We start from the raw sequence: 16,587 nt of genomic DNA, 5'->3' as shown, positions 1-16,587 counted from the left end.
TGTAATCTTTATGTATCAGTTGCGGTAATTAAGGCAAACGCTCAACAAAAGGGCCGCCAACGGCAGCCCTTATTACAAGGTCCATTGCGAGCAGCGGCAGAAAGTGGCGAGGGGCAGAGTGCGCGCTCGCATCCTTAGGTTTCCTATACTGGCTGTACTTATTGGCCTGGGTAGGCTCTTGCGCTACAAGCCATGCCAAGTGGCTGGCCAGTATTTCAAGAGCGGCAGTCTAATAAGGCTACGGAGAACTGTTGATGGCTGGGCAACAGCCGCTGCACAGTGGTCTCCCATAGGGATTATGAGTAAGCAATGCACGATCTTGTTCTGGCACTGGTGCTGTTGCTGGTTGTGGCTCTCAGCCTGATTGTTGCGCGCATATTGCCCCTGCCGATTCCCCTGCCCCTGGTCCAGATTGCGGGTGGGTTTCTACTCGGCGCCGTATTCGGTGTAAAAATACCTTTAGACCCGGAACTCTTTTTCCTGCTTTTTATTCCGCCGCTGTTATTTCTGGCGGGTTGGCGCATTCCCAAGGGTGCCTTTTTCAGGGATCTGGGCCCGATCGTCACCCTGGCTGTAGGGCTGGTGGTATTCACGGTGGTGGGAGTGGGGTTTTTTCTCTCCTGGCTGGTGCCCGTCATGCCCGTCGCCATAGCGTTTGCAGTGGCGGCGATCCTCGCGCCCACCGACCCGGTGGCAGTATCGGCGGTACATGGCGGCAGTGCCATGCCACCGCGGCTGGAGCATATTCTCGCCGGGGAATCCCTGTTTAATGACGCCTCGGGGTTGGATATTTTCCGCTTTGCAGTGGCGGCGGTGATGACCGGCAGCTTTTCCTTTTCACAGGCGCTGAGCGGTTTTTTCTGGGTTGCCGTGGGCGGGATTGGGATTGGCGTTGGAGTTGCCTTTGTGTGCGGCTATCTGTTGCGCTGGCTGGTGCGCCTGGGGGGGGAGGATTCGGCAATACAGATACTGGTGAGTTTGTTGGTGCCCTTCGCCGCCTATATGGTGGGGCAGAGCCTGCAGGTGTCAGGTATCCTGGCTGCGGCGACCGCGGGTATCGCCACCCATTACACCAATCTGCACGGATCGGAAATGTCCACCACGCGCATGGACCGTCGCGCGGTGTGGAATACGGTACAGACAGTTCTGGATGGCGTCATCTTTGTATTGCTGGGCGAACAGCTGGTGCGTCTGGCGGGGGCGGATTTGGCCGGTGCGCGTTTTGCTGGTGCCTGGATGATCCCGCTGTATATCCTGGTGATATCCCTGGCCCTGCTGCTTTTGCGCTTTGCCTGGGTTTGGGTGTCTCTGTACCTGTCGCGCTTTCGTCGCAGTATTCACAGCCTCTCTGCGCATTTTATCCTGGTAAGTGTATTGACTGTGGCGGGCGTGCGCGGTGCCATTACCCTGGCTGGGGCCTTTTCTTTGCCTTTGTTGCTGCCGAACGGTGCCCCGCTGCCGGGTCGGGATCTGGCCCTGGTAATCGCCATGGGTGTGATTCTGGTATCGCTGTTGCTGGCCGGTTTTGCCTTGCCCCCCCTGCTGAGACGGCTGCCTTATACGCCGCAGCTGGCTGCGATTGGGGATGAAAAAGACGCAAGACTGTCCGCTGCCAATGCCGCTGTACAACGGCTGGCCGCCCTGCGACAGGAGGTGGATGGAGACTGGGAGGATAAGGATATCGCCTATGAGGCCATCGACCACCTGTTGGCCCTCTACCGCCGCCGGATGACCACCCGTGACGACGAAAGCGAGGAGAGTGTATGGATACGCGCTCGGGTGGAGCGCAACTTCCGTCTGGCTGCGCTTGCTGCGGAGCGCGAACAGCTCTTTGAGCTGCGCCTGCGCAAAGAAATCGACGATGAGTTGCACCGCAAGCTGGTGCTGGAGGTCGACTTGGTCGAGGCCAGCCTGATATCAAAGGGCTCGTCTGCGGGTCCCTTATAGCGTTGCAGGTTACAGGGTGGCCCGCAAAGCCAAACCATTGCAATATTGTATTGCGTCTTTGAGGGAAGGCTACTGCTTTTTCTCCTGGGGTTGCGCCTCCTCCCAGTAGTGGTCCAGGTGCAGGTCTTTGTCGCGTCTGTCCTCCTGTAGTGCTTGCAGTAGCTGCTCCCGGTAGATGCGGGTCTGGGCGATATGCTGGGACTCATTGCGCCAGTAGGGAAACAGGGATTCCAGCATACGCTGGTCGTGCTGTTTGAACCTGCGTGCGGCGCGGCGCGCGCGCAGGGGGCTGAGGCCGAGTAGCTCCAGGGCTTTTTGGCCGATGGACAGGGCCGAGTCCACAGTCTCGCGAAAAATATACTGTACCCCGGCCTCCATCAGCGCATATTGGTGCATGCGGTTGCGCGCCCTGGCGAGAATCGTCAGGTGGGGGAAATATTTCTGCAGCTGTGCGACGATTTCCAGGGAGGCGGCCTGATCACTGAGGGTGAGTATCACCAGGCGCGCATTCCCGGCCCCGGCAGCGCGCAGCAGGTCCTCCCGCGAGGCGTCCCCGTAATAGGCTTCAATGCCGTAGCGGCGCACCAAATCCAGTTGTTCGGCGTTGCGCTCCAACAGCGTGGTGCCAAATCCGCAGGCGTTGAGCAGGCGCCCCACAATCTGGCCGAAGCGGCCGTAGCCGATGATGATCACTGGTGAGCCCGAGTCCACCGGGGCACCGTGGTCTGTTACCAGCGGGCTGTCCGGACCACCGATAAAGCGCGGTTGGATATATTGTTCGTAAATAAGCAGCAGTATCGGCGTCAGCGCCATGGTCAGGGCGATCAGTGCCACCAGCAGACTGCCCGCTGCGGCGTCGAGTACCTGAATTTGGGTGGAAAAGGAGACCAGCACAAAACCGAATTCACCCGCTTGGGCCAAAGACAGGGCAAACAGCCAGTCCTCCCCTTTCGACATGCGCAGAACACGGGCCAGGGCGAACAAAACTCCGAACTTTACCAACACCAAACCCATCACCAGCCCCAGCAATAGCAGCGGGTACTCGGCGATCAGGGCGAAGTTCAGGCTCGCGCCCACAGCGATAAAAAAGAGCCCCAGCAGCAGTCCTTTGAAAGGCTGTATATCGGCTTCCAGCTCGTGCCGGAACTCGCTCTCGGCGAGCAGAACCCCCGCGAGGAAGGTGCCCAACGCGGGGGATAAATCCAGCCAGCTCATGACCGCGGCGGCGGCAAATACGATCAAAAGCGCAGTGACGGTAAACATCTCGCGCACCTGGCTGCCCGCAATCAGGCGCAACAGCGGGCCGAGCAGGTAACGCCCCGCTATGGCGAAGGCGGCAATGGTACCGATCACCGCAACGCCATAGCGCCAACCACTCAGGCCCCCTTCCTGGGCCTCTGCCGGGATACCCGCAAGCAATGGCAGTAGGGCGAGTATGGGGATAACAGCGATATCCTGGAAAAGCAATACTCCAAAGGCGCTGCGCCCACCCTGGGTTTTGAGTAGGCCCTTTTCACTCAAAGATTGCAGCACAATGGCCGTGGAGGAAAGGGCGAGAATCAGGCCAATGGCGATGGCCGAGCGCCAGCCCGGCTCAAACAAAGCCAGCACCAGGCCGGCTATCGCTGCGGCAGACAAAAGCAGTTGGGCGCTGCCCGTGCCGAAGATGGCCCCGCGCAGTTGCCAGAGCTTTCTGGGCTGCAGTTCCAGGCCGATCAGGAACAGCATCAGCGCCACGCCGAACTCGGCCACGTGCATTTCGTCGCTGGCATCGCCCACCAATCCCAACGCACTCGGGCCTATGGCCACGCCCGCGAGTAGATAGCCCAGTACAGACCCCAATCCCAGGCGGGTGGCGATGGGGACCGCGATAACCGCGGCGCCCAAAAAGATGACTGCGTGTGCAAGGAAACTGGTGTTTTCCATCGATTGTCTGTCGCTGTCTGGCGGTTTGCCGTCAGGAGGGTTTCACGGTGCTTTCCGGCTCGGCAAACTCCCGGCTGCGGCGTATCAAGGGGGCTATGGTAGAGCCCTGTACCACGATAGAAAAGAGTACCACGCCGTAGGTCATCACCACCCACAGATAGCGCAGGTCCTGTCCCTGCACAAAGGCACTGCCGGCCGGCAGGGACATGGCCAGCGCCAGTGCCAGGCCCCCGCGCAGTCCGCCCCAGATCAGTATCCGGCCGGTATAGGGGTGGTAGTTGCGCCGGCTTTTCAGGTAGAGGAACGGGACCCCCACTGCCAACACCCGTGCCAGTAGCACGATAATGATTCCCGCTGCCATCAGCAGATAATCCAATGGGCGCAGGTTGATTGTGATCAGGAACAGTCCTACCAGCAGGAACAGTAAACCGTTGAGAAAATCCTCGGTGATATTCCAGAAGTTATCCAGTTCGTGCTGACTTACCCGGGAGAAGCCCCGTTCGCGGGTGAAATTGCCGATGATAATACCGCTGACCACCATCGCCAGGGCGCCGGAGACACCGAGTATATTGGCCAGGGAGAATCCCGCCGAAGGGATTGCCAGGGTGAGTAGCAATTCCAGGCTGTGGTCGTCAGTGCTGCAGATCAGCCAGTGGAAGATACCGCCGATGATCAGACCCAGCAGGATCCCGCCCAGGGCTTCGGTGGCAAACAGCTCCGCGACAGCTGATACCGTGGGCTGGCTGCCTTCAAAAGCCAGTGCGTAGATGACGGTGAATAGCACAATACCAAAGCCGTCGTTAAATAGGGACTCCCCTTCCACCTGGATGGATACCTGCTCCGGCGCTTTCAGGTTTTTCATAATCGCCAGTACCGCAATGGGGTCGGTGGGGGAGATCAATGCGCCGAACAACAGGCAGTAAACGAAGGCTACCGGCATATTGATGAGCAGCAGGAGCCAGTACAGGAGCGCGCCCACGACAAAGGTGGAGATCAGGGTACCGACGATGACCAGCAGGCTGATTTCCAGTCTCTGGTTACGCAGTTCTAGCAAATCGATATGCAAACTGCCGGCGAAAAGCAGGAAGCCCAGCATCCCCTTCAAAAGGATATCCTGCAGGTTGAGCAGCGGCAGCAACTGGTCCACCCAGGTGCGCAGCTCCACCAATCCCAGTTTCCCCAGGCCGGTAACAACAAGTGACAGCGCCAGGGCACCGGTAGTAATGGCAATGGTGGTCTGCGCGCGCAACACCCGCTGGTTCAGAAAAGCGAGAAAAACCGACACAGCGCCGAGAAAACAAAAGGTGTAATAAACTTCCATGCCGTGCCTGGACTCCGGGGCGGGGCCGCTCTGGGGTCTCCCCAACCCTCAATGGGGCAGCGGCGCCTGCCCGCTCGACGGACAAATTAATCAGTGTGTAAGGGTGCCGTTATTGTAGTCGTGCAGGGGGTGGCCGATTTTTCGCGAGCGCGGTAGGGGGTACTGCCGTGCAATGGCCTCGCCCTGCGGGTACATCTGGGCTGCACCCCGATGCAATAGGGCGCGCAATTGTAACCGTTCATCGGGTAGACACAACCCATTTACCCGCTTCACACCCGACAGGAAGCGGGGGTTTGGATTGGACATGCCCCGATGATGATTGCCCCAGGGAAACCCTATGCCTTTACAGTCTTCCTCCAGCTGCCGCATTTCCGCTGTTCCGGGCTACACTGTTGGCATCCCTTTATCGATTGGCGTGCAACCGCGAGAGAGAAAGCCATGGCTAACCATCCTGTGCTGTGCGATACCTCCAAATTGATTGGCCGGGTTTTGTTGTCCCTGCTGTTTATTATTGCTGGCTGGGGCAAGCTGGGCGAGTATGCGATGACAGAGGAATTTATGGTATCGATGGGATTGCCGGCTTTGTTATTGCCGCTGGTGATTCTGGTGGAGCTGGCCGGAGGGTTATCGGTGCTGCTCGGTTTCTTTACCCGCTTTTCTGCAATCCTTCTCTTCCTGTTTTGCCTGGTCAGTGCCGGCATGGTGCATTTTGTTCCCGATGATTCCGGTGAGATGACCAGCTTTATGAAGAACCTCTCTATTGCTGGCGGTTTTCTGCTACTTGCCTGTGCTGGCGCGGGCCGCTTCAGCCTGGATCACTGGATAAGAGGCAAGTAGCGCCGCACCCCGGCGAAAACGGGAGGCCGTCAATAACCGGCGGCCTGAGGAGAAGGCGATGGGTCAGCTTGTCGATGGCCGCTGGCGGAACCAAAGGCGCGACACGGGAAAAACCGGTGGCGAATACGTGCGGGAAGCGGCGCAATTGCGCAACTGGATCACCGCCGACGGCAGTCCCGGAATCAGTGGTGAGGGTGGCTTTGATGCCGAGGCCGGCCGCTATCACCTGTATGTCTCCCTGGCCTGCCCCTGGGCCCACCGCACCCTGATATTGCGCAAATTAAAAGGGCTGGAGCCCTATATCGACGTGTCAGTGGTTAGCCCTTTTATGCGCGAGCACGGCTGGTCTTTCAATACGGAGGAGGGCAGTAGTGGCGATCCGCTCTATCATTCGGATTACCTGTACCAATTATATCTGCGCAACCGCGACGATTATACCGGCCATGTCAGCGTGCCTCTACTCTGGGACAAGCGGCGGGCGTGTGTGGTCAATAATGAATCGTCGGAAATTGTCCGTATGTTCAACAGTGCTTTCGATCACCTCACCGGCAATCCGGAGGATTTCTATCCAGAAGACCTGCGCGGCGACATCGACGCCACCAATGCGGTGGTGTATGAAACGGTGAACAACGGTGTGTACCGCGCTGGCTTTGCCACCGTTCAGAAAGCCTACGAGCAGGCCTACGAAGCGTTATTTCGCACGCTCGACCAGTTGGAGCAGCGCTTACACAATAACCGCTATCTGACGGGCGACAGAATTACCGAGGCGGACTGGCGCCTGTTTACCACGCTGATCCGATTCGATGCGGTCTACCACGGCCACTTCAAATGTAACAAACAGCGCCTGGCGGATTACAAAAATCTGTGGGGGTTTACCCGTGAACTGTATCAGCAGCCGGGTGTAGCGGAGACGGTGAATTTTTTCCATATCAAGCACCACTATTACGATAGTCACCGCAATATCAACCCCACCGGCATAGTCCCCAAGGGACCCGAACTTGATTACGCAGCGCCCCACGGCCGGGGATAGTATGGGGCGTGGAAAAATACACCGGTATTAAAGACATCCCGGAAAGCGCTTCTATACTGCTGCTAGCAACACAACTGCCAACCGAGGAATACCCGTGAAGCTCTTCTACTCACCCGGTGCATGCTCCCTGTCCCCACATATTGTCGCCCGCGAAGCGGATATCGATCTGGACTTGTGTAAAGTGGATTTGGAAACCCACACCCTGGAAAACGGCGATGACTTCAGAAAGATCAACCCCAAGGGCTATGTTCCGGCACTGCAGCTGGATGGGGGGGAGATACTCACTGAGGGCGCTGCCATTGTGCAGTTTTTGGCCGAACAAAAGCCCGATGCCAATCTGGTGCCACCGGTGGGCACCCTCGCCCACTACCGCTTGCTCGAGTGGCTCAATTTCCTCAGTGCGGAAGTGCATGAATTGTTTAAACCTCTGTTCGCGAACGGTCCCGAGGAGGAACAGCAGCATGCGCGCGAAAACCTGATCCGGCGTTTTGACTATATCGAAAGGCACCTGGAAAAGGGTTACCTGATGGGGGAGGATTTTACCGTGCCGGATGCCTACCTGTATGTCTTGTCTACCTGGTTGGAGTCCATGCAGTTCGATATGTCACGCTGGCCACGATTGCAGGCTTTCAAAAAGCGCATGGCGGAGCGGCCGGAGGTGCAGCGGGCCCTTGAGGAGGAAAACGGCAAAAGTGCCTGACGGGCCACCTCAGCGCGGTGTGAGTCGCTGGGTTGGTTCAATGGGCTTGCGCGCTTTGGCGACAACAACGGCACTGAACAATGCCACCAGTGCCGAGGCAAACATCGACCCGGCGATAGGGGTTAGTGTACCGGTGTGCAGGCTGCTCACAAGCCCGCCCAGCACACCGCCGGTAATAAAGATCGCAGCGCCGTAAAGGGCATTGGCGCTGCCGCTAATCTTCGGGAAAAACTCCAGGTAACAGGCGGTGGCGTTTGGCGCGATGATGCCGATACAGCTTATCACCAGTACCAAAGGTACCATCCACAGGATTAATTCCCGGATACCGGTCAGGGTGCACAGCAGCAGCAGGCCGCAGCCGAGCAGCTGAAGTATAATACCCGCCAGCAATATCATGTGCGGCTGAAACAGGTTGAGCAGGCGGATGTTCACCTGCACCATCAAGATCAACCCAAGGATGCAGGCGCCGAAAAACAGCGGAAACTGGCTGGCGCTAACACCGAAATACTGCATAAAAACGAAGGGCGCTGTGGTGATGTAAATAAACATCGAGCCACTGACACAGGCCTGGGCGGCGAGAAACCCAAGGGCGCGGCGGTTGCGCAGCACCACGGTATAGCTGGCGATCAGGGAACCCAGGGGCATCCGCTGGCGCCGGGCTCGGGTGAAGCGCGGCACGGTTTCCGGTAGTAGCCGGTATACCAGCAGCAGCATGGCCATGGCGTACAGCAGCAGAAAAACAAAAATACTCTGCCAGCCGCCAATTTCCAGTAAGAGCGAGCCGATCAAAGGCGCGATCAAAGGCGCGGTCAACATCATGGTGCTGATGATTGAGATAATCTTGGCGGCCTCGCGACCGCTGTGCAGATCGCGCACGATGGCGGCACAGATCACCGTGGCAAAACCACCGCCGATAGCCTGCAGAAAGCGCAGGGAAATCAGTTGGTTCACATGGTCTGCAAACAGTACCAGGAGCGATGTGACGATATAGATGATGAGGCCGATGGTGCCCACCAGTCGCCGTCCCCAGCGGTCCGACAGTGGGCCGCCACACAGTTGCCCCAGGGCAAAGCCGAGCAAAAAGCTGGAAACCGAGTACTGAACCCGCGCCACTTCGGATTCCAGCGCTGCGGCCATGGCGGGAATTGCCGGCAGGTAGCTGTCGATGGAGAAAGGGGTCAGTGAAACGAGCGCTGCCAGCCACACCGCCAGCCAGCGTGGGGCTTTTTGTTCAGCGGTTGATGGGGTGGTCATTGGTTGTGCTCTGGTACGGCTTGGTGTGGATAGTTCCCAACAGGGGCAGTCCTGGGTGAAAGTTGCCCTAAACACGGTCGCGGGGTGCATGTCAGGAGGTGTGCGCCTATTATCCCCTGCGAAGGCGCGGCAATACACCCAAAATCAGTGTTTGTCTTCGCGCAGGGTGTAAAGGCCCTGCTTCAGTTTCAAAAGGTGGTTTTGCAACTGCGGCCCCTTGCGCTGTGCTACGCCGATGGCGAGTACATCGATCACCACCAGATGGGCAATGCGCGAGGACAGCGGCGTGTAGATCTCGATATCCTCTTCCACATCCACTTCCAGCGGGATACTGGCCTCTTGCACTACCGGTGAGCCGCTGGGTGCCAGACCCACGACCAGGGCCCCCTGTTTTTTCGCCATACCCATGGAGCGCAGCAGCGCCTTGGTGCGACCGCTCTGGGAGATCGCCACTACCACATCGCCGGGCTCCATGGACATGGCCGACATATTCTGGATATGGTGATCAGAATGTGCGGCCGTGGCCAGTTGCAGGCGAAAGAATTTGTGCTGGGCATCGGCGGCGACGGCGCCGGAGGCTCCAAAGCCAAAAAATTCAACGCGCCTGGTTGCGGCCATGGCGGTTACCGCGGCTTCCAGCGCGCGGTTGTCTATTTTGTCCCGAACCATAAGCAGTGTATCCACGGTGGAGTCGAACACTTTGCGCTTGTATTCGGCAATGGTGTCCGTCTCGGTCACCGCGATCTGGCCAAAGCTGGGACTGGAGGCCAGCTGCTGGGCCAGGTTCAGCTTGAACTCCTGAAAGCCCGAGCAGCCCACCGCGCGGCAGAAACGCACCACGGTGGGCTCACTGACCTGCGCCTCGGTGGCCAGGTCGACAATACGCATATGGATAATTTCGCCGGGATTGGCGAGAATATACTCCGCTACCTTGCGCTCGGATTTGCGCATGGAGGAGAGCTGTTCGCTGATTTTTTGCGTGACTTCCGCCGGTTTCACAGGACTTCCTTCGCAATCTCAGATGGCGCAGTGTAGCCCCTGCGCGCATCGCTGGCGAGCGGCTTTGTGTGGTCAGTCTGGGCATGATCCTGTGTATTTACACAGGCCTTGCACACAAGCTCTGGTACAATTTTCGCCTATGGACGTATCTCAGATTCTAGACCCCCTCAATGACGCACAGCGTGAGGCGGTATCCGCAGCACCGGGCAATCAATTGGTCCTGGCCGGAGCCGGCTCGGGCAAAACCCGTGTATTGGTACACCGCATCGCCTGGCTGATGCGGGTGGAGGGCGCTTCGCCCTATGCCATTATGGCGGTGACGTTCACCAATAAAGCGGCTAAGGAGATGCGTGCGCGTATTGAAACGCTGCTGGGGGTGAATACCTTCGGTATGTGGGTGGGCACTTTCCACGGTCTTGCCCACCGCCTTCTCAAGGCGCACTGGCAGGAGGCCAAGCTGCCGCAAAACTTCCAAATACTCGACGCCGATGACCAGCTGCGTCTGCTCAAGCGGGTGCAGGCGGATCTGGGCCTGGACGAGAAAAAGTGGCCGGCGCGCGAAACCCAGTGGTGGATCGGCGCGCAAAAGGACGAGGGGCTGCGCCCTCAATATATCAATGCCGGTGCCGACCCCTGGCTGCAGACCATGGTGCGCATTTATGCTGCCTACGAGGTGGCCTGCCAACGTGGCGGCCTGGTAGACTTTGGCGAATTGCTGCTGCGCGCCCACGAATTGTGGCTCAACAACGACAGTGTCCTCGCCCATTACCGCCAGCGCTTCCCCTTTATCCTGGTGGACGAGTTTCAGGATACCAACGCGATTCAATACGCCTGGCTGCGTCTGCTAGCCGGTGAAGAGAGCCATATCACCGCGGTTGGTGACGACGACCAGTCCATCTATGGTTGGCGCGGCGCCAGGATCGAGAATATCCAACACTTTTCCACAGACCTGCGCGGTGTGCAGACAGTGCGCCTGGAGCAGAATTACCGTTCCACCTCCCGCATCCTCGACGCCGCCAACGCAGTCATCACCCACAACCGCGGCCGCCTCGGCAAGGCGCTGTGGACCAAGGGCGAGGAAGGCGAGCCCATTTCTGTCTACGCCGCCTACAACGAGCAGGATGAGGCGCGTTTTATTGTCGAGCGCATCAAAGATTGGGTCGGCAACGACAGCCGGCGGGACAGTATTGCCATTTTGTACCGCTCCAACGCCCAGTCGCGGGTGCTTGAAGAAGGGCTCCTGCGCGAACAGGTCCCCTATCGTATCTACGGCGGTCAGCGTTTCTACGAACGCCTGGAAATCAAAAATGCGTTGTCTTACCTGCGCCTGATTGCCAACCGCAACGACGATACCGCCTTCGAGCGGGTGGTGAACACACCCACCCGCGGTATCGGTGCGCGCACGGTGGAAATGGTGCGTTCCTATGCCCGCGAGCAGGGCTGCTCCCTGTGGCAGGCGGCCAAGATGATGCTGCAACAGCGGGTGCTCGCCGCCCGTGCGGGCAATGCCCTGCAGGGGTTTCTGGATTTAATCAACCGGCTGGCCGCCAATGCCGAAGACAAAGAGCTGGAGGCAATCGCCGGAGATGTGATTGAAACCAGTGGCCTGCTGGCATTCCACGGCAAGGAAAAAGGCGAGAAAGGCCAGACCCGGGTGGAGAACCTGCAGGAACTGGTCAGCGCTTGTCGCGCTTTTACCGGCGTGGACCTGCCGGAGGGCGGGGATCAGGAGGGGGCGATTCCGCTGCTCAACCAATTCCTCGACAGTGCTGCACTGGATGCCGGCGAAGGGCAGGCAGATGAGTTTGAGGACGCGGTGCAGCTGATGACCCTGCACTCCGCCAAGGGCCTGGAGTTCCCCCTGGTGTTTATGGCCGGTGTGGAAGAAAATCTGTTTCCCCACAAAATGTCCGCCCAGGAGCCGGGCCGTATGGAGGAGGAGCGCCGCCTTTGCTATGTGGGTATTACCCGCGCGATGCGCAAGCTGTATATCACCTATGCGGAAAACCGCCGCCTGTTTGGCAGCGAAACCTACAACAGTCCCTCCCGCTTTATCGGTGAAATACCGGCCAGCCTGGTGCAGGAGGTGCGGCTGAAAACCGAGATATCGCGACCGCTGTACCAAGCCGATTATGGCAGGGTGGGAGAGTTTTCCGACCCGCCGCCGGATTTCGACGACCTGCCACCACTGGCTTTGGGGGGGCGCGTCGATCACCCCAAATTCGGCGAGGGCACCGTACTGCAGTTTGAAGGCAGTGGCCCCCGCGCCCGTGTGCAGGTCAACTTTGACGATGCCGGTAGCAAGTGGTTGGTGGTGGCTATGGCAAAGTTACAGCCCATGTAGCGGTGATTCCCGCGCAAGCCGGAATGTGTGAACAAAATGGGAACCGACCACTGGCCTTTGTCAGCGTGAGAAAACGAAGACGGCTTGCACCGAGCCAAAGAAAGAAAACGATCAATGGTAGCGATGAAGAAAATTAACTGGTACCCCGCCGTTATCCTCGGTCTCCTGGCTTTGCTCGTGATTACCTTTGCTGTATTGGTGGCATCCCGTGCATCGCTGGGGCCGAAACAACAATACACCGAGGCGGGTGCTCAAGAGCGGTATCACTGGAAGCTGGTTACCACCTGGCCGAAGAACTTTCCCGGCCTCGGTCGCGCGCCGGAGCATTTTGCCAAGGAGGTGGCGGTTATGTCGGGCGGGCGCCTGAAGATCAAGGTTTATGGCGCCGGCGAACTGGTGCCCGCGCTGGGGGTTTTCAGTGCGGTTTCCGAGGGCGCCGCGCAAATGGGGCACGGTGCCGCCTATTACTGGAAGGGAAAGATACCGGCGGCCCAGTTTTTCACCGCAGTGCCCTTCGGCCTGAATGCCCAGGAAATGAATGGCTGGCTGCATCACGGCGGTGGTCTGGAACTCTGGCAGGCACTCTACGAGCCGCTTAACCTGATTCCCCTGGCCGGGGGTTCCACGGGTGTGCAGATGGCCGGCTGGTTCAACAAATCCATCCATTCCGTTGAGGATTTAAAGGGACTGAAGATGCGTATTCCCGGTATCGGCGGAGAGGTACTTAGCCGGGCGGGCGGAACGGCAGTTACCATCCCCGGCGGCGAGCTGTATACCGCATTGCAGACCGGTGTGATCGATGCCACCGAATGGGTCGGCCCCTACAATGATCTGGCTTTTGGTTTCCACCGGGTGGCCGAGTACTATTATTACCCCGGCTGGCATGAACCCGGCTCCATGATGGAATTTATCATCAACAAGAAGGCCTTCGAGCAACTGCCGAAAGATCTGCAGGAAATCGTGCGTGTCGCGGCCCGCGCAGCCAACCAGGATATGCTGGACGAGTACACTGCGCGCAATAACCGGGCCTTGAAAGAGCTGGTGGAAGAGCACGGCGTGAAGGTCAGGCGCCTGCCGGATGAGGTACTGTCCCACCTGAAGACAATTAATGCGGAAATCCTGCGGGAGACTGCAACGCAGGATCCGGAATTTGACCGCGTTTACCAGGCATTCAAGGCGTTCGAGCAGGATGTGAAAGCCTATCATCAAATCAGTGAAGAAGCTTATTATCAGGCGCGTGAACTGAAGGAAGATGAATAGTCTATTCAACAAACCTGATTGAGCCAAAAAATAGCTCGGTGCCTATCTATTCAGTAGCAGAGAAAGCTTGAAAGTACAGGAGAATTGCACCAGATCATCGTATAGTGACATGTTTTCGGCGAAGATTACCCTATAAAGTTATAAAAAATGATCTGATAAGCGATTCTTCTCATTGGGTCGTTTGGATAACGATAACGCAGTTCAAGGCATTAGTGGAGTCAATACGGGATCGGGGCTGCTATTACAGCTTGAAAATCGTAGTGCAACTGCCCTGCATGAAAGTAATCGGCTTAGAACATTCTATATGGTTTGCAGTTAACCCAGAATACGCAGTTCTGATTGGCCGGTTTTTACCAGTAATTACTTGAATGGAAGAGCGTTTCGCAAAGTTAATCCAACTTCTCAGAGTTGTTGGCGGAGATAAGGTGAAGAAATTACAGAATACAGGTGTTCGCGGCTGGTGGAGTACAACATTGAAGAAATTCCAGACGCCGAATGGTGAATTTATGCTTAAAAGCGCATAAAGAACAAGAAAATAGATATTTTTAAATTAAAGCAAAGGGTTGAACTGGATATCTGGCGTTAAAAAAGGCCACTGGATGGCCAACGCATCCTAAACTCTAATTCTAACAAAGTGACACAGCGATAAGAATAATGATGGTTTTGACTCGATGGATTCTCCTGTTTAGTTTGTTAACGTCACCATTACTGATGGCGAAAGAAACACAGTTCACCATTTTGCATACGAATGACTGGCAATCCCGCCTGTTAGGATTTGGGCCAAATTCTGAATATACACCGAATTCGATCAACGATGATCAGACCATTGGCGGCGTAGCTCGCCTGGCGACACTGATCGATGATCGTCAAAAGGCACTGGGGGAACAGCCGGTTCTATTGCTGGATGGAGGTGATATAAGTCAAGGCACGCTATTTCATACCCTGTACCGGAAACATGCCCCAGAGCTGAGATTGATGAAAAATCTGGGCTATGACGCCGTTACTCTGGGCAACCATGAATTTGATTTTCGTTCAGACGGTCTTTCAAAAATGCTGGAAGCCGCTAAAGAGCACCTTCAGGATTTGCCCCCCATTATTACTTCCAACCTGAAGCTGCCTCCAGCGCAACAGCATCTGCAAAAAGACGGTACGATCCTGAAGTGGAAAGTGATTGAGAAAAACAATATTCGCTTTGGATTGTTCGGTTTGATCGGTAATGAAGCCGCCGAAGTTCTTGCGCCCGATGATAACCCAGCGGTTTTTGCAGATCAGGTGGCCACAGCAAAAACCATGGTTAAGCTGTTAAGAGAAGAGCAAAATGCAGATGTCGTTATTTTGATGTCTCACAGTGGTGTCAGGATAATGGAGGATGGCAGCTGGGGTGGTGAGGAAGTTAAGTATGCCCGACAGGTTCCCGGTATTGATGTGATTGTTGGCGGTCATAGCCATACGCTTCTGATGGAGCCGATTATGGTTGGAGAGACCGCGATTGTTCAGGCCGGCTCGGACACGCGCTATCTTGGGGAGTTGAACCTTGGTATTGATGAGTCTGGAAAGGTCCGTGTTAAACACTATCAGCTGCACAGAATTGATGACCGCACTCTGGGCAAGTCAGATGTTACACTACAAGTGGAAAATTTTAAGACCCTGATCAATAAGGAAGTGATGACCGACGACTTTTCCTTTTATCAACCTCTGGTGCAAACACCGAAAACCTTAACCAGAGATTACTCGGACAATGCCCTAGGGAATCTGGTGGCCGATGGGATTCGCTTCGCCAGCGGCAGTGACATCGCCCTGACCACGAACAGCCTGATCCGGGATGATTTAATAGCCGGTGAATCCGGTGTTCAGTCTGTATCGGATATATTCCGGTTGCAGCCACTGGGGATAGGGCCTGATGATCAGCCCGGCTATCCATTAATGAAAATCTGGATGACGGCGAAGGAGATCAGGGGCCTGATGGAAGTGATGTCGTTTGCCTACATCATTAAAGGAAATGACTATTATCCGCGCTTTTCGGGCCTGCGCTTCAGCTATAACACACTGCGTCCACCACTGGATCGAATTACCTCTATTGAACTTGGCTCCGACGACCTGGGATATGTCCCACTGGATCTATCAGACGACAGCATACTATACAGCTTTTCCGCATCCAGTTATGTCGGTGGCTTTGCCAGGACTATCTCCGAACTGAGTTATGGGCTGGTCAGTATAGTTCCTAAAGATCGCCATGGTCAGCCAGTGACCGATCTGAATGACAGTATCATTGATAGAGACCCAGAAATACCGGGAATTCAAGAGTATAAAAACTGGCAGGCGCAAATAAACTATTTTGCACAGTTGCCGGATATGGATGGTAATGGGATCGGGGATATTGTGCTTGATAAGCATATTACATCTCCTAGAATGCAGGCTATCAGCAGTCTGAAGTCATCAGATTTGGTTGCCAATGCAACGCTAATTGTATGGGCATGTGGGTTGGTACTGCTCTTGCTTGCCGTCTTGCTGATCATGTTGATGATCCGCATCACTAAACGGTTTCGCAATGCTGTATAAGCGCTAAAGCCCTGGCAGTTGATTAGCAGGCTGTTGAAAACTGGAAATATTATTTGGAAAAATTTTCTAGCAAGCCAAAAGGCTCAGGGAAAAGCTGCTTTTTTCTATTTTGATGGATTTTTAATCGACTTTTGGCTGAATACACGCCCCTTAACGTTATTTTTACTGCTTCTCCGGCCATTAAGCGGATCCCCTTTGTAAATTGCTTATTCGGGTTAGATTCCAGCCGATAAAGGTGAGGGTAAGTATCTCCTTGACCCGCGCTAACCCGCGGACTTTTACTTGGCGAATCAGGCCAACGGTTTTGCCCCAACCGAAACCCTCCTCAATTCTCTTGCGTACCTTCATGCTCGCTTGATACCCGCTGTGCCGAGTGGTGCGCTCGTCAATGGCGGAGCCACCGCGGCGCT

General features: G+C 56.3%; 15 protein-coding genes. 8 read left to right on the top strand and 7 right to left on the bottom strand.

The window, feature by feature from the left end; all coding sequences use genetic code 11:
* Positions 1–309 precede the first annotated feature (309 nt).
* Positions 310–1,947, top strand: a complete 1,638-nt coding sequence (locus Q1A48_RS12880; protein ID WP_299945461.1) for a Na+/H+ antiporter — start codon at positions 310–312, stop codon at positions 1,945–1,947.
* A 69-nt stretch (positions 1,948–2,016) separates the two neighbouring features.
* Here the strand turns inward: Q1A48_RS12880 and Q1A48_RS12875 are convergent, their stop codons facing one another.
* The 3 genes from Q1A48_RS12875 to Q1A48_RS12865 form a co-directional block, all read right to left on the bottom strand.
* Entirely contained in the window at positions 2,017–3,873 is a 1,857-nt protein-coding gene (locus tag Q1A48_RS12875) for a monovalent cation:proton antiporter-2 (CPA2) family protein (RefSeq protein WP_299945460.1), read from the bottom strand.
* A 31-nt stretch (positions 3,874–3,904) separates the two neighbouring features.
* On the bottom strand, positions 3,905–5,194 hold the full coding sequence (locus tag Q1A48_RS12870; RefSeq protein WP_299945459.1) for a sodium:proton antiporter: 1,290 nt from the start codon (positions 5,192–5,194) through the stop codon (positions 3,905–3,907).
* 90 nt (positions 5,195–5,284) lie between these two features.
* Entirely contained in the window at positions 5,285–5,563 is a 279-nt protein-coding gene (locus Q1A48_RS12865; RefSeq protein WP_299945458.1) for a hypothetical protein, read from the bottom strand.
* A gap of 69 nt (positions 5,564–5,632) precedes the next feature.
* On the opposite strand from Q1A48_RS12865, the gene Q1A48_RS12860 reads away from it, so the two are divergent.
* The 3 genes from Q1A48_RS12860 (at position 5,633) to gstA (ending at position 7,761) form a co-directional block, all read left to right on the top strand.
* Positions 5,633–6,031, top strand: a complete 399-nt coding sequence (locus Q1A48_RS12860) for a DoxX family protein (RefSeq protein WP_299945456.1) — start codon at positions 5,633–5,635, stop codon at positions 6,029–6,031.
* A 58-nt stretch (positions 6,032–6,089) separates the two neighbouring features.
* A complete protein-coding gene (locus tag Q1A48_RS12855) occupies positions 6,090–7,061 on the top strand; it encodes a glutathione S-transferase family protein (RefSeq protein WP_299945454.1) in 972 nt (323 codons plus the stop codon).
* Between the two features lie 94 nt (positions 7,062–7,155).
* The gene (gene gstA / locus Q1A48_RS12850) at positions 7,156–7,761 is read left to right on the top strand and encodes a glutathione transferase GstA (protein ID WP_299945452.1); all 606 of its coding nucleotides are present in this window, start codon (positions 7,156–7,158) and stop codon (positions 7,759–7,761) included.
* Positions 7,762–7,770: 9 nt separating this feature from the next.
* Here the strand turns inward: gstA and Q1A48_RS12845 are convergent, their stop codons facing one another.
* Entirely contained in the window at positions 7,771–9,015 is a 1,245-nt protein-coding gene (locus Q1A48_RS12845) for a multidrug effflux MFS transporter (RefSeq protein WP_299945450.1), read from the bottom strand.
* Between the two features lie 144 nt (positions 9,016–9,159).
* Positions 9,160–10,014 (bottom strand): transcriptional regulator HexR, encoded by an 855-nt coding sequence (gene hexR / locus Q1A48_RS12840; protein ID WP_299945448.1) that lies wholly within the window; start codon positions 10,012–10,014, stop codon positions 9,160–9,162.
* A 139-nt stretch (positions 10,015–10,153) separates the two neighbouring features.
* On the opposite strand from hexR, the gene uvrD reads away from it, so the two are divergent.
* The 4 genes from uvrD (at position 10,154) to Q1A48_RS12820 (ending at position 16,177) form a co-directional block, all read left to right on the top strand.
* Entirely contained in the window at positions 10,154–12,358 is a 2,205-nt protein-coding gene (gene uvrD, locus Q1A48_RS12835) for a DNA helicase II (RefSeq protein WP_299945446.1), read from the top strand.
* A 123-nt stretch (positions 12,359–12,481) separates the two neighbouring features.
* The gene (locus tag Q1A48_RS12830; protein ID WP_299945540.1) at positions 12,482–13,618 is read left to right on the top strand and encodes a TRAP transporter substrate-binding protein; all 1,137 of its coding nucleotides are present in this window, start codon (positions 12,482–12,484) and stop codon (positions 13,616–13,618) included.
* A 368-nt stretch (positions 13,619–13,986) separates the two neighbouring features.
* Positions 13,987–14,142, top strand: a complete 156-nt coding sequence (locus Q1A48_RS12825; protein WP_299945444.1) for a hypothetical protein — start codon at positions 13,987–13,989, stop codon at positions 14,140–14,142.
* A 130-nt stretch (positions 14,143–14,272) separates the two neighbouring features.
* Complete coding sequence (locus Q1A48_RS12820) at positions 14,273–16,177, top strand: bifunctional UDP-sugar hydrolase/5'-nucleotidase (protein WP_299945442.1); 1,905 nt, start codon at positions 14,273–14,275, stop codon at positions 16,175–16,177.
* A gap of 49 nt (positions 16,178–16,226) precedes the next feature.
* Here the strand turns inward: Q1A48_RS12820 and Q1A48_RS12815 are convergent, their stop codons facing one another.
* Together Q1A48_RS12815 and Q1A48_RS12810 are read right to left on the bottom strand one after the other, a co-directional pair.
* On the bottom strand, positions 16,227–16,358 hold the full coding sequence (locus Q1A48_RS12815; RefSeq protein WP_299945440.1) for a hypothetical protein: 132 nt from the start codon (positions 16,356–16,358) through the stop codon (positions 16,227–16,229).
* On the bottom strand, positions 16,358–16,587 hold a 230-nt coding region (locus Q1A48_RS12810; RefSeq protein WP_299945438.1), incomplete at its 5' end, for a transposase. The genes Q1A48_RS12815 and Q1A48_RS12810, both read right to left, overlap by 1 nt.

The organism is uncultured Microbulbifer sp. (assembly GCF_947489355.1).
GTDB lineage: Bacteria > Pseudomonadota > Gammaproteobacteria > Pseudomonadales > Cellvibrionaceae > Microbulbifer.
The sequence above is the reverse complement of the archived record's forward strand: the minus strand, read 5'-3'. Positions and strand labels throughout refer to the sequence as shown.